At 73.5% G+C, this 16,152-nt stretch carries 15 protein-coding genes; 8 read left to right on the top strand and 7 right to left on the bottom strand.

The features are described 5' to 3' along the window. Window positions 1–218 precede the first annotated feature (218 nt). Together ACH4EB_RS24190 and ACH4EB_RS24185 are read right to left on the bottom strand one after the other, a co-directional pair. Window positions 219–2,996 carry an AfsR/SARP family transcriptional regulator gene (locus tag ACH4EB_RS24190; protein WP_398349656.1) on the bottom strand — a complete coding sequence of 926 codons (2,778 nt, stop codon included), beginning with the start codon at window positions 2,994–2,996 and terminating at the stop codon, window positions 219–221. A 125-nt stretch (window positions 2,997–3,121) separates the two neighbouring features. After that, complete coding sequence (locus ACH4EB_RS24185; RefSeq protein WP_398349655.1) at window positions 3,122–3,997, bottom strand: LysR substrate-binding domain-containing protein; 876 nt, start codon at window positions 3,995–3,997, stop codon at window positions 3,122–3,124. A gap of 157 nt (window positions 3,998–4,154) precedes the next feature. On the opposite strand from ACH4EB_RS24185, the gene ACH4EB_RS24180 reads away from it, so the two are divergent. The 3 genes from ACH4EB_RS24180 (at window position 4,155) to ACH4EB_RS24170 (ending at window position 7,162) form a co-directional block, all read left to right on the top strand. Further along, entirely contained in the window at window positions 4,155–5,177 is a 1,023-nt protein-coding gene (locus tag ACH4EB_RS24180; protein ID WP_398349654.1) for an MBL fold metallo-hydrolase, read from the top strand. A 180-nt stretch (window positions 5,178–5,357) separates the two neighbouring features. After that, window positions 5,358–6,362 carry a RimK family alpha-L-glutamate ligase gene (locus ACH4EB_RS24175; protein ID WP_398349652.1) on the top strand — a complete coding sequence of 335 codons (1,005 nt, stop codon included), beginning with the start codon at window positions 5,358–5,360 and terminating at the stop codon, window positions 6,360–6,362. Next, window positions 6,359–7,162 (top strand): RimK family alpha-L-glutamate ligase, encoded by an 804-nt coding sequence (locus ACH4EB_RS24170; RefSeq protein WP_398349651.1) that lies wholly within the window; start codon window positions 6,359–6,361, stop codon window positions 7,160–7,162. Before ACH4EB_RS24175 ends, ACH4EB_RS24170 begins: the two co-directional genes overlap by 4 nt. 90 nt (window positions 7,163–7,252) lie before the next feature. On the opposite strand, the gene ACH4EB_RS24165 is transcribed toward ACH4EB_RS24170, so the two are convergent. Beyond that, the gene (locus tag ACH4EB_RS24165; protein WP_398349650.1) at window positions 7,253–8,389 is read right to left on the bottom strand and encodes an LPXTG cell wall anchor domain-containing protein; all 1,137 of its coding nucleotides are present in this window, start codon (window positions 8,387–8,389) and stop codon (window positions 7,253–7,255) included. A 251-nt stretch (window positions 8,390–8,640) separates the two neighbouring features. On the opposite strand from ACH4EB_RS24165, the gene ACH4EB_RS24160 reads away from it, so the two are divergent. Further along, window positions 8,641–8,919 (top strand): hypothetical protein, encoded by a 279-nt coding sequence (locus ACH4EB_RS24160; protein ID WP_398349648.1) that lies wholly within the window; start codon window positions 8,641–8,643, stop codon window positions 8,917–8,919. A 17-nt stretch (window positions 8,920–8,936) separates the two neighbouring features. Next, entirely contained in the window at window positions 8,937–9,059 is a 123-nt protein-coding gene (locus ACH4EB_RS24155; protein WP_398349647.1) for a hypothetical protein, read from the top strand. 8 nt (window positions 9,060–9,067) lie between these two features. On the opposite strand, the gene ACH4EB_RS24150 is transcribed toward ACH4EB_RS24155, so the two are convergent. Together ACH4EB_RS24150 and ACH4EB_RS24145 are read right to left on the bottom strand one after the other, a co-directional pair. Then, window positions 9,068–10,258: a GDSL-type esterase/lipase family protein gene (locus ACH4EB_RS24150; RefSeq protein WP_398349646.1), complete on the bottom strand. Its 1,191-nt coding sequence runs from the start codon at window positions 10,256–10,258 to the stop codon at window positions 9,068–9,070. 76 nt (window positions 10,259–10,334) lie between these two features. Then, entirely contained in the window at window positions 10,335–10,916 is a 582-nt protein-coding gene (locus tag ACH4EB_RS24145) for a TetR/AcrR family transcriptional regulator (RefSeq protein ID WP_398349645.1), read from the bottom strand. A gap of 436 nt (window positions 10,917–11,352) precedes the next feature. Here ACH4EB_RS24145 and ACH4EB_RS24140 point away from each other — a divergent pair, with 436 nt between their 5' ends. The 3 genes from ACH4EB_RS24140 to ACH4EB_RS24130 all read left to right on the top strand — a co-directional run bounded on the left by ACH4EB_RS24140 (window position 11,353) and on the right by ACH4EB_RS24130 (window position 14,761). Then, window positions 11,353–12,189 carry a hypothetical protein gene (locus tag ACH4EB_RS24140; protein ID WP_398349644.1) on the top strand — a complete coding sequence of 279 codons (837 nt, stop codon included), beginning with the start codon at window positions 11,353–11,355 and terminating at the stop codon, window positions 12,187–12,189. A gap of 164 nt (window positions 12,190–12,353) precedes the next feature. Continuing rightward, complete coding sequence (locus tag ACH4EB_RS24135) at window positions 12,354–13,871, top strand: amidase family protein (protein WP_398349643.1); 1,518 nt, start codon at window positions 12,354–12,356, stop codon at window positions 13,869–13,871. Window positions 13,872–13,966: 95 nt separating this feature from the next. After that, window positions 13,967–14,761, top strand: coding sequence for a 3-hydroxybutyrate dehydrogenase (locus ACH4EB_RS24130; RefSeq protein WP_398349642.1), 795 nt, complete (start codon window positions 13,967–13,969; stop codon window positions 14,759–14,761). A 60-nt stretch (window positions 14,762–14,821) separates the two neighbouring features. Here the strand turns inward: ACH4EB_RS24130 and ACH4EB_RS24125 are convergent, their stop codons facing one another. Further along, on the bottom strand, window positions 14,822–15,301 hold the full coding sequence (locus ACH4EB_RS24125) for a DUF3515 family protein (protein WP_398349641.1): 480 nt from the start codon (window positions 15,299–15,301) through the stop codon (window positions 14,822–14,824). A gap of 230 nt (window positions 15,302–15,531) precedes the next feature. Beyond that, window positions 15,532–15,951 (bottom strand): hypothetical protein, encoded by a 420-nt coding sequence (locus ACH4EB_RS24120; protein ID WP_398349640.1) that lies wholly within the window; start codon window positions 15,949–15,951, stop codon window positions 15,532–15,534. Window positions 15,952–16,152: the final 201 nt, after the last annotated feature.

Below are 16,152 nucleotides of genomic sequence, written 5' to 3'. Positions count from 1 at the left end.
AAGAAACCTACGGGGCGTTCCGCGGTAATCCAAGGTTCCGTTTTGACGGTTGGACAGTGGAGCGCGCAGCGGTGGCCGGCGTGCCGCCCCGGATGGCGTGGTCCCCGTGCCGGCGCGGCCGCCACGTCGGGTTCGTCACACTCTGCCGGTCCCCGCCGCACGGCCGAGAGCCGGAACGTCCCGCGCCGTCCCGGCCCGGGTACCGGGCGCGTTCGCGGTCAGCCCGCGACAACGCGGAGGTTTCCCGCGGGCACACCTCCGCCGCCCGGAGCGGGACCGCGCTGCCCGGCGGCCGCCCCCGCGGCCGGCCCCGGCGGACCGGTGAGGGCCGCGGCCTCGGTGAAGCAGCGCCGGGCCGCACCGTCGCGGCCGAGATCCCGCAGTGCCTTGCCGCAGGTGTCCAGGAGCAGGGCCCGGCGCTCGTCCGACTGTTCGTCCGGGGCCAGGGCCAGGCCCTTTCGGCAGTGGGTCAGTGCCTCGCCGGGCCGGCCGACGGTCAGGCAGTGGGCCGCCAAGTGGTAGAGGGACAGGGACTCGGTGTGCGGGTGGTCGAGGGCGTGCGCCAGCCGTGCGGCCGTCTCCCGCCGGGTCCCGGCGCCGGACAGGTCGCCGATGTGCTCCAGCGCGGCCGCCCAGTTGATCAGTGCGATCACCTGACCACGCGCGTCCCCGGCCCGCACGGCCAGGTCCGGGGCGCGGCGCAGGTGCTCCAGCGCCGCGGTGTGCTGCCCGTTCTCGGTGAGGACCCAGCCGAGCAGCGAGCACAGCCGGGACTCGGCGTCCGGGTCGCCGAGCGCGGTGGCGGCGGCCAGAGCGCGTTCGAGGGGAGGTTCCCAGCCGTCGTGCACCTGCCGCACGACGAGGGGCCACATCTGTACGGCGATGCGCCAGGCCAGTTCCGGGTGCCCGCCGTCGGCCGCGGCGGCCACCGCGGCGGTGAGGTTGGCGCGCTCGGTGACGTACCAGGCCATCGCGTCGGCGCGGCCGGCGAAGACCGGTGGCGGGACGGGCGGGGACACCCCTGGGGGCAGTGTGGAGCAGGGCTGGCTGCCCGGTTCGGCTGCCGCGGCGGCGGCCTGGGCGGCGCACAGATAGTACGCGAGCAGCCGGTGCAGCCCCGCCGGGTCGGCCCGCGACGCGCAGGAACGGGCGTACAGCCGGGTCAGGTCGTGCATCAGGTACCGGTCGCCCGCCCACTCCTCGACGAGATGCGCGGCGGCCAGTTCGTCCAGGGCGGCCCGTGCCTCGGCGGGCGGCAGGCCGCTCAGCGCTGCCGCGGCCCCGCCGTCGAGTTCGGAACCGACGTGCAGCGCCAGTTGGCGGAAGAGCAGGGCCCCGGCCGGTGGCAGTTGCTGCACGCTCAGGCGCAGTGTCGCCTCGACCCCGAGGTCCTCGCCGGCCAGCAGGGACAGCCGCCGGTGCTCGTCGGCCAGGTCGTCCGCCATCGCGCGCAGCGCCAGCCGGGGCCGTGCGGCGAGCCGGGCGGCGGCGAGCCGCAGCGCCAGCGGCAAACCGTCGCAGAGAGCAGCCAGTTGTGTGGCGGCGTCCGGCTCGGCGGCCACCCGGCCGGCACCGATCACGGTACGCAGGACCCGTACGCCGTCCGGCGGCGCCAGCCGTTCCAGCGGCAGCAGCCGGGCGCAGTCGGTGGCGGCCAGCCCCTCCAGCCGGTTGCGGCTGGTGACCAGCGCGGTGGACCCCGGTGTGCCGGGCAGCAGCGGGCGGACCTGCGCCGAGTCGCGGGCGTTGTCGAGCAGGACGAGGACGCGGCGGCCGGCGAGCAGCGCGCGGTACCGGTGTCCGGCGGCCCGCGCGTCCGAGGGCAGGCACTCCTCGGGGACCCCGAGCGCCTGCAGGAAGTCGTGCAGGACGCCGGCCGGCTGCGGACCGGTGCCGTCCGGCTCCATGGCGTGCAGGTCGGCGTAGAGGACGCCGTCCGGGAAGTCACCGGCGTACGTGTACGCCCAGTGGACGGCCAGGGAGGTCTTGCCGACGCCGGCGGGGCCGGTGACCACGCACAGGGCCGGGGTGCCCGACTGCGCGGCCTCGGTGAGCCGCGCCAGTTCGTCCGTACGGCCCACGAAGCCGGCCGGCGCGCGCGGGAGGAGGCAGGGCGGCGGGGGAGTGTCCGCGACGGCGGGTGTGACGGTCTCGGGCGGCGCCGACACGAGTAGCGGTGTGGGCGCGGGCACGGATGCGAGCGCAGGCGACGGTGCCGGAACCCGGTCCGTCACCTGCGCCTTCCTCGCCGGCGCCCGGCCGGCGCCCGGCCGGGAACGCGGGATGGCGAGGTACGCCTCGGACAGGGCGGCCCCTGGGCCGACGCCCAGCTCCTGGGCGAGCAGGCGTTGCGTACGGTGGTAGAGGTCGATGGCGTCGGCCTGGCGGTCGGCGTCGTGCAGGGCGCGGACGGTGGCCGCGGCCAACGACTCGCGCAGCGGGTGGTGTTCGACGGCGGACCGCAGTGGTGCGAGGGCTTCCGCTCCCCGGCCGCACGTGTGCAGGGCCGCGGCGAGGTGTTCCAGCGCGGCGAGCCGCTCCTCCACCAGCCGCTCGGCCGCCGCGGCCAGCAGCGGCGAGTCACCCGCCCCGCCGAGCACCCGGCCCCGCCACAGCCCGAGGGCTTCCCGCAACAGGGCGGCCGACTCCTCGCCGGGGGAGCCGGCGGTGGCCCGGCGCACCAGTTCACGGAAGCGCCACACGTCCACGGACTCCGGCGCGGCGTGCAGCGCGTAACCGCCGCTCTCGGTGGCGACGCAGGCCGAGGAAGCCGCGTGCAGCAGCCCGCGCAGGGCCGAGACGTGGCCGTAGACGATGGTCCGGGCGTGCGTCGGCGGCCGGGTGTCCCACAACGCCTCGATGATCCGCTCGGCACCCACCGGCGCGCCCTCGGCCAGCGCCAGCACCGCCAGCACGGCTCGGCGCTTGGGCGGCCCGACCGGCACCGGCACGTCCCCCGAGAAGGCCGACACCGGCCCGAGCAGCCGGAAGTCCATCCGCGTTCTCTCCCCTTTGCCGAGTCGTTACGGCGCGAAGCCTACGAGGTCACAGCGGCGAAGTCGGACGGGACGGAGCATGGCGGCCGGAAATGGACCATGGGTGTCCGCGGGCTGTCCGGGCCTCACGCCGTGGCGGCACCGGCGCTGGGCCACGCGGCCGCCGCGACGCGGACGAAGGAGCGGACGAGCGGGCCGGGGCCGGTGCCGGCCCAGGCGATGACGAGGTGACTGGGCGGCATGTCGGCCAGCGGAACGGTGGTGAGCCCTTCGGGAAGAGGATGGCCCAGCGGCACCAGCCCCACGGTCCCGCTCCACAGGACGGACTGGAGGCACTCATGGGCCGTCCGTACGACGGGCCCGGTGCGGCGGGCGGCGTGCCGGCCGCTCCAGAACGCCGCCCACACGGGATCGGTGCCGTCCGGGAAGCGGAACCACGGCCGGTCGGCTAGATCGCCGAGCCGCAGGCCGTCGCGCCCGGCGAGCGGGTCGTCGGCGCGCAGGACCGCGCCGACCGGGTCCGAGCGCAGTACGTGGGTGGCGAGACCGGTGGTGTCGAACGGCGCGCGGGTCAGGGCCACATCGACCAGTCCGGCACGCAGCCCGGTGGTCGGGTCGGTCAGGTCGGCCTCGCGGACGCGGACGCGGACGTGTGGGTGCCGGGCCCGGTAGGCGGCGGCGAGCCGGGTTCCGGCCTGCTCGGCGCTGTCGGCCAGGGTGCCGACCGTCAGGGTGGCCGTACCCGCGGCGGCGGCCACCCTGAGGCGTGCCTGGTCGGCGCGCGCCAGGAGGGTACGGGCCTCGTCCAGGAGCACGCTTCCGGCCGCAGTCAGGGCGACCCCGGCGGGGGAGCGGTCCAGCAGGACGCAGCCCAGGTCGGCCTCCAACTGCCGGATCGCCCGGCTCAGCGGGGGCTGGGTCATCTGCAGCCGGGTGGCGGCCCGGCCGAAGTGGAGTTCCTCGGCGACCGTCACGAAGTAGCGCAGCACGCGTAGCTCCATCCGGCGACGATACCCGCGCGGTATCGGGGTGACGGCATCGGTGTTGGACGCCGCCGGGCGCCGGGCGGTGGACTCGACGCCGTACCGGTTCCGCCCCGCACGGCCCGCCGGGGCCGGGACGTGGCGGCAGATCCCCCACACCCTTGAAGGAGCCGAGATGACCGAGGCAGCCGAGACGCCCGAGAGGACCGAGGCAGACGGGGCGACCGAGACGCCCGAGGCAGGCGGGGCGATCGAGATGGCCGGGGAGGCGATGCCGGATCCCGTCGTCCAGGTCGCGGGCGCCCGGGAGATCGCCCGGGACGTGGTGGTCATTCCCGACCAGGGGGTGCCGCTCGTGCCGAACATCGGGATCATCGGCGGCCGGGACGCGGTCCTGGTCGTCGAGACCGGCCTGGGGCTCCGGAACGCGGAAGCGGTACGGGAGTTCGCGGCCGAGTACGCGCGGGGCCGGAAGCTGTACCTGACGACGACCCACTTCCACCCCGAGCACGCCTTCGGGGCGCAGGCCTTCGCCGGCGCGGCGACCTACCTGGCCAACCGCGACCAGGCCGCGGACCTGCGGGAGCGAGGGGCCGGCTACCTGGAGATGTTCCGGCGGCTCGGTGCGCCGGTCGCACGCCGGCTGGCGGGCGTCGTGCCGTCGGGCCCCGACCGCCTCTACGACCGGACGTACGACCTCGACCTGGGCGGCCGGGTGGTGCGGCTGCGGGCCACCGGCCGGGCCCACAGTTGGGGCGACCAGGTGGTCGTGGTGCCCGACGTGGACGTCCTGTTCACCGGAGACCTGGTGGAAGCCGGGCAGTTCGCCATCTTCCCCTGGTTCCCGCCGCACGACACGGACGTCTCCGGCACCCACTGGCTCGCGGTCATGCGGCGGCTGGCGGCCCGCGGTGCGCGGACCGTGGTGCCCGGCCACGGCGCGGTCGGCGGCCCGCGGTTGCTCACCGACGTGCGCGACTACCTCGAACTGCTCCGGCACGAGACATGGCTGCGCCGCGACGCGGCGGTCAGCGAGCGGACGATCGCCGACGAGGTGGCGGAGCTGATGATCCGGCGGTACCCGCGGTGGACCGGACAGGAGTGGATCGCGAAGGGGGTGGGCTGCCTGTGCTCCGAGCACGCGCACGGCGAGCGCGGCCCGGCAGCCCGCCCCGGAGCGACGGACCTGCCCAGGTGAACCAGGATCGGGGAAACGTCACACACGGCGCCGACGGCCGCCCCGTACGGCGTCGAAGACCACCCACATCACCGGAAAGCGGACCGGCCCGGCTCCGGGGACAGCGCCGGCGATCAGCCATGACATCCTGTGATCTCGCTACGCGCGCCGGGCCGGCTCGGCGGATTACAAGGAAGATCGATGAGGCTCTGCTTCCTGGTGGAGGAACACTACCGGCACGACGGAATGCCGAATGAGGTGATTCGTCAGCTTGGCTCCTGGGGGCACCGGGTGGACGTGGTGCGGCCGGGCGGTTCCCTGCTGCGGATGACCGAGGCGGTGCGGGCGGGGGCGCACGACGCCTGGGTGCTCAAGACGGTCTCCGGCGGCCCGGGGCTCACCCTGCTCGAAGCGGCGGCCTCGGCCGGGATGACGACCGTCAACGACGCCCGCTCGATACGGCGCGTCCGGGACAAGGCACTGGCCGCGGCGATCGGCCGCAGCCGTGGGCTCCCCATGCCGGCGACCTACGCCGCGGCGCGGCCCGAACTGCTGGCGGAGATACCGGCGTCGGAGTACCCCCTGGTGGTCAAGCCCGCCGACGGCAGCTCGGGGCGGGCCGTACATCTGGTGGCGTCACCGGACCGGCTGGCCGCGATGGCCCCCGAACTGGCGCGGGAGGGCCTGCTCATCGCCCAGCCGTACGTGGCGAACTCGGGCATCGACGTCAAGGTGTACTGCGTCGGCGGCGAGCTCTACGCCACCGAGCGCTGTTCCCCGCTCCATCCGGAACTGGGCGTACGGGAACGCCGGGTGCCGCTGTCGGCCGAGGTGGCCGCGATCGCCGGGCAGGTCGGGGCGGTCTACGGCCTCGATCTGTACGGCGTGGACGTACTGCTGGGCCCCGACGGCCCCGTGGTCGTCGACGTGAACGACTTCCCCAGCTTCCGGCAGGTCCCGGACGCGGTGGCGCGGGTGGCGCGCGCTGTACTCGGCCTGGCCCGTGGCGGCGGCCGGGCGCCCGCCCCGGCCACGCTGCCCGCCGCGGGCCCGACGGAACAGTTCGGCGCGCTCGGCGGACCGCCGCCGGCGGACCGTCCGCATACCGCGCAGGCGCCGCAGGCCCCGGGCCCAGCCCCGGTCCCGGCCCCGGCTTCGGTCCCGGCCCCCGTGCACGTGCCCGCGGCGGCAGGGGAGAGCGCATGAGGATCGGCCTCATGACGGGCGATCCCGGCCACCCGCTCCTGGCGGCCACCACCGCCCTCCTCACCCCCGAGCACCGGGTCGAGACCCTCGACCCGGAGCGGGCGGACCGCGCCCCCGAGCGTCCCGCCGACGTCTACCTGCTCAAGTCCCGTACGCCACGGGCCCTCGCCCTCGCCCGCGTTCTGGAGGGCCGCGGTGTCCCCGTGGTCAACTCGGCCGCGGCAACCACGCTGTGCCAGGACCGTACGGCGATGGCGCACCGTGCCCGGCACGCCGGTCTCCCGTTCGCGCGCACCCGTACCTTCAGCACGCTCGCGGGGCTTGCCGACGGGCCGGGGCTCCCCGGCCCCGTGGTGGTCAAGAGCCGGCACAGCCGCAAGCAGGACCTGGTGGCCCGCCTGGACGGCGACGCGCAGCTCCGCGAACTCGCCACCACCCGGCCGCAGGAGCCGGTCGTGGTCCAGACATTCGTCCCGAACAGCGGCTGGGACCACAAACTCTGGGCGGTCGACGGCCACCTCTTCGCCGCCCTGCGCCGCTCCGAACTCTCGCCCGACGGCCGGGGCCCCACCCGGCCGCTCGCCCTCGACGACCTGCCGTCCGGCTGGCCGGAGATGGTGCGCCGGGTCGGTGCGGTCTTCGCGCTGGACGTGTACGGCGTGGACGTCATCGACGCGGGCGACGGCGCCCCGCTCATCGTGGACATCAACGCCTTCCCCGGCATCCGGGGGCAGGCGGGCGCCCCGGAGGCCCTGGCGGCGCTGGCGTTGCGCCGCGCCACCAGGACGCCGGTCGCCTGACGGTGCTCGTCGGGGCTCGTCGGGGCTCGTCGGGGCTCGTCGGGGCCGGGCCCGGACCACCGCCGGACCCGGCCCACGGCCCTTACCCTGCTACGCCGTGCCGCCGCCGACCTTGCGACGGCGTACGGTGATCACCGCGCCCGCTCCCACGGCCATGGCCACGCCGCCCACGAGGGCGATCGTCGGCAGCGCGGAGGACGAGCCGGTCGCGGCCAGTTGGGCTGCGCCGGCGGTCTCCCTGGCGCCGGCCCGCGTCTTGAGGCCGACCTGTGGCGTGTTGCCACCCGTGCTGCCGGCGCCGGCCCCGGCGCTCTCACTGGGCTCACCCGGTTTGCCGGGCTTTCCCGACTTGCCGGGACCGCCGGGCTTGCCGTGCGCCGGAAGGATCTTGAAGCGGTACTCCGCGTGATTGGATCCTCCGCAGGAGCCGTCCTTGTTGAAGAACGTCCCCTCCATGATCGCGTAACCGTCGCCGGGCTTGGCCGTGTCGATCGCGCGGATGCGCAGCGACAGGGTGCGAGTGCTGTGCGCGGCGAGGGAGAGTCCGGTGAACTCCCCTTCGTTGATGGCGTCGTCGAAACTCACCCACCTGCCCGTCCGGGGATCGCGGATTTCCGCCTGCAACTCCCAGTACGGGTAGCTGACGATCTCCGAGGAGGTGATGAACGGTTCCGGCCTGATCCGGTCCATGGCCTCGTCGGAGGTGTTGGTGAGGGTGAGGGAGGAATGGCTCCAGTCGGCACCGGCGACGAATTCGGTCTGCATCCCCTTGATGGCCATCTGCAGGCGCCCCGTGCCGACCTCGCACTCCCCGCCTGAGGAGGTGTCCTCGGACGTCGACCCGCCGGGCGTGGTGCCCGTTTCGGCCCTGGGATCCTGACCCGGCTGTGACCCGGTTTCCTGACCCGGCTCTCCCGCGGTGTCCTTACCGGGCCCGGTGCCGGGCGCGGGTGGGGTGTCGTTCTCCGTGTCCGTACCGGGCTTCGGGTTCCCGTCGGTTCCGGTGGCGGGCTCACCGGCCCCGGACGAACCGCCCGGTTCCGTCGCGCCGCCCGGCCGCCCGGACGTGCCGTCGCTCTCCGGGCCACCGCCCTCCTGCGACGTTTTGGTGTCTGCCGGCCGGCCCGGAATGTCCGTGGCGAACGCGGCGCCCGGCGCGGCCAGTACGGCGGCGGGCGCGAGTACGGCTGCTGCCGCGGCAGCCGTCAGGGTCTGGCGGAACTTCATCGACGAGACCTTCCTGAGACGTCACCTGAGCTGTCAGGCGTGTACGCCTAGGGGACTCCTGGTGAGGCAAAGGGTTGTGCTGTGTCGCCTGTTGTGGGTGTAGATCACAGTGGCGCCGGCCTCATCCACGGGCCGGGGGCGAGGCGCAGGGAGAAGCGCCCCGGAGGCGTCCGTGTGCCGAGCCATGGCAACCACGGGGTGCGAGCCGTCCTCGACATGCACCGCGAGCAAGGGCCCACGACCGTGCCCAGATGGGGCGGGCCCAGGCGTTGAGCCGGTGGTTCGTACAGCGGATGACCGACGACGCGGCCGGACTCGGCCTGGTCGGGTTCCGCCCCGATCCGGCGCACAAGAAGTCCTCGCTCATCGCGCTCGGCGAGAAGGGCCGGGCGGCCATCACCGCCGTGCTCGACCGCGAAGGGGCGGAGCTGCGCGAGGCCCGGGCCGATTTCGCGGATGACGAGATCGCCGCCTGCATCCGGGCCCTCTCCCGCCTCCTGCACTGCCTCGACGACGCGGACGTGAACTGAAGGACCACCATGGCCCGTTGCGGACGCACTCGCCCGACAGCACCGGCATGGCCGAGCGGCTCGTCCGTACCGTCAAGAACGTCCGCGCGGCCTCCGTCGGCGGGGCGGCGGGTGACGGGCGCGCCGCTCGCCGGCGGTAAGGCGCTCGTCAGGCGTCGGCGCTCCGGGCCGTGAAGGCGCCGTTGCCGGTGAAGACCAGCTTGGCGAAGCGTTCGCCGATCCGGCGGTGGGCGGCGGCGTCCGGGTGCAGGTCGTCGGGGAGCGGAAGCTCGGCGAAGTCCGCCTCGCCGTACAGCTCGCGGCCGTCGAGGTGGTGAAGACGCGGGTCCTCGGCCGCCCGCTCCGTCACGATCCGGGCCAGCTCGTCCCGGATGACGTTCAAGGTCAGCTTCCCGCTCGCGACTTCCGCCGGGTCCCCCATGGCCCGGAACCGCAGCTTTCCGGCGTCGAGGCCGGAGAAGTCCGGCGCGCAGGGCCCCGGGGTGTCCTCGTGGATCGGGCACAGGATGGGGGAGACGACCAGCAGCGGCGTGGTGGGGTGGCCTTCGCGGATGGTGTCGAGGAATCCGTGGACGGCGGGCCTGAAGGCCCGCAGCCGCATCAGGTCGGCGTTGACCAGGTTGATGCCGATCTTGACGCTGATCAGGTCCGCGGGGGTGTCCCGTAGCGTACGGGCGGTGAACGGGTCGAGCAGGGCGCTGCCGCCCAGCCCCAGGTTGACGAGGTCCACGCCGCTGAGGGAGGCGGCCAGCGCGGGCCAGGTCGTGGTCGGGCTCGCCGCGTCGGAACCGTGGCTGATCGAACTGCCGTGGTGCAGCCACACCCTGCGGCCCCGGTCCGGCGCGGGCTCGACGGGGGCGTCGGTGCGCAGGGCGAGAAGCTCGGTCGTCTCGTTGTGCGGCAGCCAGATCTCGACGTCCTTCAGGTCGCCGGACAGGCCGGCGAAGCGCAGGGTGCCGGCCGGCCCGGAGTGCTGCTCGGCGGTGCCGGCGGACATGTCGATGGTCAGGGTGTTGCCGCCCGCCACGCTCGCCTGGTCGGCCGGCCGGCCGTCGACGACCAGGTCGTACACGCCGTCCGGGCGGGGCGGAACCCCCACGTAGACGCGCTTGGTGGGCCGCGTGTCCAGCTCGATGGCGGTGGCCCGGGTGCGGAAGACCAGCCGTACGCCGGAGGGCTGGGACTCGGCCATGGACAGTTGCCCGTCGTTGCCCTGGGCGCGGGCCCAGGCGGGCAGCCGGTGCGGCAGCACGCCGTGCTCCGTGCGCTCCAGCTCCAGGGCACCGCGCAGCAGGCTCTCGGTGATGGGGGTGTCGGTCCAGTTGTCATTCGTGGGCATGGCCTCAACCTGTCGATCGAAGTAGGCGTGGGTGGGAGCAACTGCCGCTGTTTCCGGGGTTGTCGCGGCCTCGGTTCTAGGGGAGTTGAGGTGCGGGCCAGTTCCTCAGCAGGGCGTCGAGGGCGTCCAGGACCCGGGCCCAGGTCTCGTCCGAGTCGGGGGTGCTGTGGCTGAACCCGCCCCCCAGCTCCAGGCTGACGTAACCGTGGAAGACGCTGCCCAGCAGCCGGACCGCGTGGGTCTGGTCCGGTTCCGTCAGGTCGTATCCGCGCAGGATCGCCCGCGTCATCTCGGCGTGCCGGCCGCCGGCGCTGGCGGCTGCCGCCGCCGGGTCGAGCCTCAACTGCGCCGCCGCGTACCGGCCGGGGTGTTCCCGCGCGTAGTCGCGGTAGACGTTTGCCAGCGCGGCCAGGGCGTCCTTGCCCGCCCGGCCGGCCAGTGCGGCGGCGCCCCGGTCGGCGAGTTCTTCCAGGGCTAGCAGGGCGATCCTGGTCCTGAGGTCCTGTGAGTTCTTCACGTGCGAGTACAGACTCGCGACCTTGACGTCGAATTGCCTGGCGAGCGCCGAGACGGTCACCTCCTCGAAGCCGGCCTCGTCGGCCAGCTCCGCACCCGCCCGGGTCAGCCGCTCCGCCGTGAGCCCTGCGCGTGGCGCCATGGTCTTCCTTCCGTCAAGCGGGTGCCTGGAGGCCTCTACCTATAAGCAGTGTGCACTTTCCTAAAGCTTTTAGGCAAGTGTTTATCCAGATTAGGGGGGCGTACGGGCCGGTCGCGGTGAGGCAGTCGTCGATGATGCCGCCGCGGTTCCGGGGCCCGCGAAGTCCACGGCGGAGTGTGCCGAGCGCCTTCGGCCACGGCCCGGGCGGCGGGACTGGTCAAGAGTCGGCGGCCGGGGCCGGGTAGGGTGCCTGATCTGGGTGCCCCCGATCTTTTTTCAACCTCCGTATCCGCAGGTCAGCGGCGCGCTGCGCAGTGATCCGACCGGTCCGCCGGCCAGGAGCGGCGTACCTGCTCCGCGCAGGGCCGCGGCCGCGGCCGCGTGCCACCCGGCGGGACCGGACGAAAGAAGATCCTGATCAAGGAGAAGAACCACCATGCCTGCCCGCCCCAGCCTGCTCTACGTGTCCGACCTGGCCTATCCGGCACGGGGACGGCGGTACTGCGACGAGGACATCTCCCTGTCCTCCCGACTGCGCGCGGACTTCGACATCGCGTTGTGTCACCCGCTCGACGCCGCGGCGATGATGCACCGATTCGACGCCGTCGTCGTGCGCAACAGCGGGCCGGTCCTGCACTATCAGCACGAGTTCGACGCCTTCCGCGGCCTGGCCACAGAGCACGGCATCCGGGTCTACAACCCTCTGACCGGCCGGGCCGATATGGCGGGCAAGCAGTATTTGCCGGACCTGACCGCGGCCGGATACCCGGTCATTCCCACCATCGACCAGCCCGGGGACCTGGACCGCCTGCCCGTGGCCGAGCAGTACGCGGTCAAGCCGAAGGCCGGAGCGGACTCCATAGGTCTGACCTTCGTGCCCCGGGAACAACTGGGCGGCCTCGCGTACGGCGACATCCTGGTCCAGCCGCGTGTCGACTTCCGCTACGAGGTGTCCTTCTACTACGTCGACGACACCTTCCAGTACGCCCTCCACGCCCCCGACCCCGACCGGCGCTGGGTCCTGGAGCCCTACGCGCCGACGGAAGCCGACCTGGCCTTCGCCCGGCGCTTCATCGACTGGAACACCCTCGACCACGGCATCCAGCGCGTGGACGCCTGCCGTACCCAGGAAGGTGATCTGCTCCTGGTCGAGCTGGAAGACCTCAACCCCTATCTGTCGCTCGACCACATCGCCGACGAGGTCCGCGACACGTTCGTCACGGCCATGACGGCCTCCCTCCACCGGTTCCTGGACACCGTGCCCGCCGCCTGACGCACGCGCCCGGCGCGCCGGGGCAGGGCCGAATTCCGGGAGGGGGAGTCGGGGGAGTCGGTCCCGGTTCACCGGTTTGTGGCCGGATTCGGACCCCCGACGGTGCCATACTGGTCGGCAGGCCCAGGCACGCCTCGGCACGTCCCGGCTCACAAGGAGGCGGGATGACCGCTGACGAAGGCCCCGCCCCGCGGACGGCGTACGAGGTGGCCGCAGAGGTGACGGCGGGACGGCTCACGGCCCGTGACCACACGGCCCGGGCGCTGGCGCCCCGCCGCCTGTCCCACGCCCGTGACCTGCGCGCTTTCATCAGCGTGGACCCGACGGCCGCACTCGCCGACGCCGAGCGCGCCGACCGGGCGGCCACGGCGGACGCCGACGCGCGTGACCAGCACGACCCGGCCGAACGTACCGGCACGGAACTCCCCCTACGGGGCGTACTGCTGGCGGTCAAGGACAACATCGACGTCGCCGGACTGCCCACCACCGGCGGAACACCGGCCCTGCGCCGGCACCGCCCGGCGCGCGACGCCACCGTGGTGCGGACGCTGCGCGACGCGGGAGCGGTCGTCCTGGGCAAGGCCAACCTGCACGAACTCGCCTTCGGCGCAACCAGCGACAACCACGCGTACGGCCGGGTGCGCAACCCCTGGCGGCCCGACCGCATCGCGGGCGGCAGCAGCGGCGGTACCGCGGCGGCCGTGGCGGCCGGTCTCGTCACGGCCGGACTCGGCACCGAGACCGGATGTTCCGTACGCCTCCCGGCCGCCCTGTGCGGGGTGGTGGGCTTCCGGCCGACGACCGGCCGCTACCCCGCGCGGGGCGTGCTGCCCCTGTCGTGGACCCGGGACACCATCGGCGTCCTGGCACACACCGTCGAGGACGTGTGCCTCCTGGACGCCGTCATCAGTGGCGCGCCTCCCGCCCGCCCTCCGCACCCGACGGCGCCGCCCGAACCCCGTACGCTGCTGCGCGGCCTGCGGTTCGGCGCTCCCCGGCACCCCTTCCGGGACGGCGTCGCCGCGCCGCTGCTCGCAGCACTGGACGCCCGGCTCGCCGAACTCGACGCCGCCGGCGCCACCATCGTCGAGGACGAGCTGCCCGCCGGCACACAGTCCCATGTGGCGGCCGCCGGACTGCCCATCGCCCTGTACGAGGTCTCCCGCGCCCTCGACGGGTACCTCCGGGAGCACGGACTGCCGCTGCGCTTCGCCGAGGTCGCCGCCCGGGTCGCCGGCCCGGACGTCGCGCGCCTCCTGCGCCCACTGCCTGATCACGGCCCGACGGACGACGCGTACGAGCAGGCTCTGACGGTCCACCGGCCCGCGCTCGACGCCCTGTTGCGCGCCCACCTCGCGGACCGGCGGCTCGACGCCCTCCTCCTGCCCACTGCCCCCGTGACCGCGCCGCGCCTGCTGCCCGGCGAACGCATCCTGCTCGCCGGCCGCCCGGTACCGGCGTTCCCCGCCCTCCTGCGCAACACCGACCCGTCGAGCATCGTCGGCTGGCCCGCCATCACCCTGCCCGTCGTCCGTGACGCGGACGGACTGCCCTTCGGCATCGACCTCCAGGCCCCGCCGGGCCGGGACGCGGCGCTCCTGGAGATCGCGCGCGCCTGTGCCGTCCTGTGGGGCCTGCCGCGCCGGGGCCGAGTGGCACCTCTCCCGTACGGTGGCGCCTAGGCCCTCTCCGGTACGGCGAACGAGCCCGCTCAGCCGCGACGACATGGGCCGCCCCCATACCCATGAAGCGCCGACACCCCTTACCGTTACCCCTCATGACGAGCGCCTTCCCCACACCCGCCCCGGCTCCCGTGCCCTCCACCGACGTGGACCTCAGCGGACGTACCGCCCTGGTGACCGGCGGTGGCAGCGGCATCGGCAAGGCGTGCGCGCTGGCGCTGGCGGCGGCGCACGCGACGGTGCACGTGGTCGACAAGGACGGCGAGTCGGCCAAGGCCGTCGCCGGAGAGACCGGCGGGCAGGCACACGTCATCGACCTGGCCGACCCCGCGGCGATCGGTGCACTGCCCGCCGAGGTCGACATCCTCGTCAACAACGCCGGATTCCAGCACGTGGCCCCGCTCACGGAATTCCCTCCGGAACGGTTCGCGCTCATGCAGCAGGTGATGGTCACCGCACCGTTCCTGCTGCTGCGCCACACGCTGCCGCACATGTACGCGAACGGCTGGGGCCGCGTCATCAACATCTCCAGCGTCCACGGACTGCGGGCCAGCGCCTACAAGTCCGCCTACGTCGCCGCGAAGCACGCCTTGGAGGGACTGAGCAAGGTCACCGCCATCGAGGGCGCGCAGCACGGCGTGACGAGCAACTGCGTCAACCCCGGTTACGTACGCACACCCCTGGTCGAGCGGCAGATCAGCGACCAGGCCGCGGCGCATGGGATCGACGCGGCGGACGTACTCGCCGACGTCCTGCTGACCCGGTCACCGATCAAGCGCCTGCTGGAGCCCGAAGAGGTCGCCGCGGCCGCGCTGTGGCTGTGCTCGCCGCACACCGCCTACATCAACGGCGCTTCCGTGCCCTTGGACGGCGGCTGGGGAGCCTGCTGACCCGCCGCCCCCACGGCACCCCCGGGCACCGGCCCGTGCCTCGTCCCCGCCCCCGGCCCTTCAAAGGCACTTGTGCTCCTGCGGAATCCTCCGCACGGCGTCACCGAGATCGACCAGGCCGTCTCCCGCCGAAGCCTGTGCATCCGTCACCGTCACTTCAACGGCCGGCTCACGCCCGTAAGTGACGAGAACTTTCTCGCTCTCACTCGACGCTCCGGCCCGCAACACCCAGTCCACGCCGTTGACGTTGAGGCACGGGTCGGTGGTCGGGGGAGGGGGCGCCATGCCGCAGCGGAGAACGACGGCCGAATCCCCCCAGACGGCCACCCCCGCCCCTTCCGCTTCGGTCCGGTTCTTTCCCAGGAGCTCGGGCGGGTAGTGCCGGGCGATATCACCGCAGAGCGGATGCCCGGCGTTCGGCGCGCTCTCGATTTCCGGCGCGGGGGAGCGCAGCGCAAAGGCGAGTCCTCCGGCTGCGGCGAGAGCGGCGCCGCCCACGGCCGCGGCGACGACGAGCCTCTTTCCCGACGGTGGAACCACTTCTCGGCACGCCCTCTTCGGTCGAACAGTAAGTTGCATCTCGCCGAGCAACATTACGACCCATACGGGATGAAGGCGTCACAGACCGGTGCGTTGGGCCGCACCACGGTCACGCCGTGAACGAGGGTGGCCGGACCGGCTCGGGCAGGTACCGCGCGAGCTGGCCGGCCACGTCGACGAGGGCGCGGTCGGCCAGGCAGGGGCCGATGACCTGGGCCTCAGCTTGTTCTTCATCTCTCGTCTATCACTGAGGTTGGTGAGGGCAAGGTCCAGAAGGCATCGAGCCGGCTGATGGCCTTTCGGAGTTCTCGGGCTGCATAGTGGGGCAGGGCTTGCTGCGCGACGTCGAGGAGTTTGCGGGCTTCGAGCGGGTTTCCACAGCAGTGCCAGTGGAGGTCGCACCACTTGTCGTCGTGCCAGAGCTGGTCGAAGTCGTGCCACAGCTCTCGCTTCGGGCGGTGGACGTAGGCCTCCCACAGGCGTACGGCCTTGCCGACGTCTCCCGGTTGCAGGTGGTTCCGGGTGTGCTCCAGGCGTCCTATCTCAGCCAGTGCTCGCGAGGAGAGGCCCTTCATGACCGTGGTGGTGTCCTGTGACCGGCGCCGACGCGGGAGGTGGGCCCGGATGCGTCCTGGCCGTTTACGCGGCATGGGCCTTTCGGTTGATCGTCATGCCATACATGGTGCCACCTCCTCGAACCATTGCCGGACTTGGGGCGGGGTCGCCGCGGTCTGCGCTGGCCGGATGATTTTCGCGCGATCGTGTGCCGTGTGATGCGTGAGCAGCGACGCCTCCCTCCCCAGCGCGGGCGCTGAGGAACGCGAAGCCGCTCCGCCTGCTGCCTCGGTACT

This window comes from Streptomyces sp. NPDC018045 (assembly GCF_044327445.1).
Classification (GTDB): Bacteria; Actinomycetota; Actinomycetes; order Streptomycetales; family Streptomycetaceae; genus Streptomyces.
This window is presented reverse-complemented; position numbering and strand designations above follow the sequence as displayed.

Excerpts from the sequence above, each read along its gene's own strand:
- ACH4EB_RS24180 (WP_398349654.1), top strand. The coding sequence starts at position 4,155 with ATGACCGAGGCAGCCGAGACGCCCGAGAGGACCGAGGCAGACGGGGCG.
- ACH4EB_RS24145 (WP_398349645.1), bottom strand. The coding sequence starts at position 10,916 with ATGGCGCCACGCGCAGGGCTCACGGCGGAGCGGCTGACCCGGGCGGGT.
- ACH4EB_RS24165 (WP_398349650.1), bottom strand. The coding sequence starts at position 8,389 with ATGAAGTTCCGCCAGACCCTGACGGCTGCCGCGGCAGCAGCCGTACTC.
- ACH4EB_RS24135 (WP_398349643.1), top strand. The coding sequence starts at position 12,354 with ATGACCGCTGACGAAGGCCCCGCCCCGCGGACGGCGTACGAGGTGGCC.
- ACH4EB_RS24170 (WP_398349651.1), top strand. The coding sequence starts at position 6,359 with ATGAGGATCGGCCTCATGACGGGCGATCCCGGCCACCCGCTCCTGGCG.
- ACH4EB_RS24185 (WP_398349655.1), bottom strand. The coding sequence starts at position 3,997 with ATGGAGCTACGCGTGCTGCGCTACTTCGTGACGGTCGCCGAGGAACTC.
- ACH4EB_RS24190 (WP_398349656.1), bottom strand. The coding sequence starts at position 2,996 with ATGGACTTCCGGCTGCTCGGGCCGGTGTCGGCCTTCTCGGGGGACGTG.
- ACH4EB_RS24150 (WP_398349646.1), bottom strand. The coding sequence starts at position 10,258 with ATGCCCACGAATGACAACTGGACCGACACCCCCATCACCGAGAGCCTG.
- ACH4EB_RS24160 (WP_398349648.1), top strand. The coding sequence starts at position 8,641 with ATGGGGCGGGCCCAGGCGTTGAGCCGGTGGTTCGTACAGCGGATGACC.
- ACH4EB_RS24130 (WP_398349642.1), top strand. The coding sequence starts at position 13,967 with ATGACGAGCGCCTTCCCCACACCCGCCCCGGCTCCCGTGCCCTCCACC.
- ACH4EB_RS24120 (WP_398349640.1), bottom strand. The coding sequence starts at position 15,951 with ATGCCGCGTAAACGGCCAGGACGCATCCGGGCCCACCTCCCGCGTCGG.
- ACH4EB_RS24175 (WP_398349652.1), top strand. The coding sequence starts at position 5,358 with ATGAGGCTCTGCTTCCTGGTGGAGGAACACTACCGGCACGACGGAATG.
- ACH4EB_RS24140 (WP_398349644.1), top strand. The coding sequence starts at position 11,353 with ATGCCTGCCCGCCCCAGCCTGCTCTACGTGTCCGACCTGGCCTATCCG.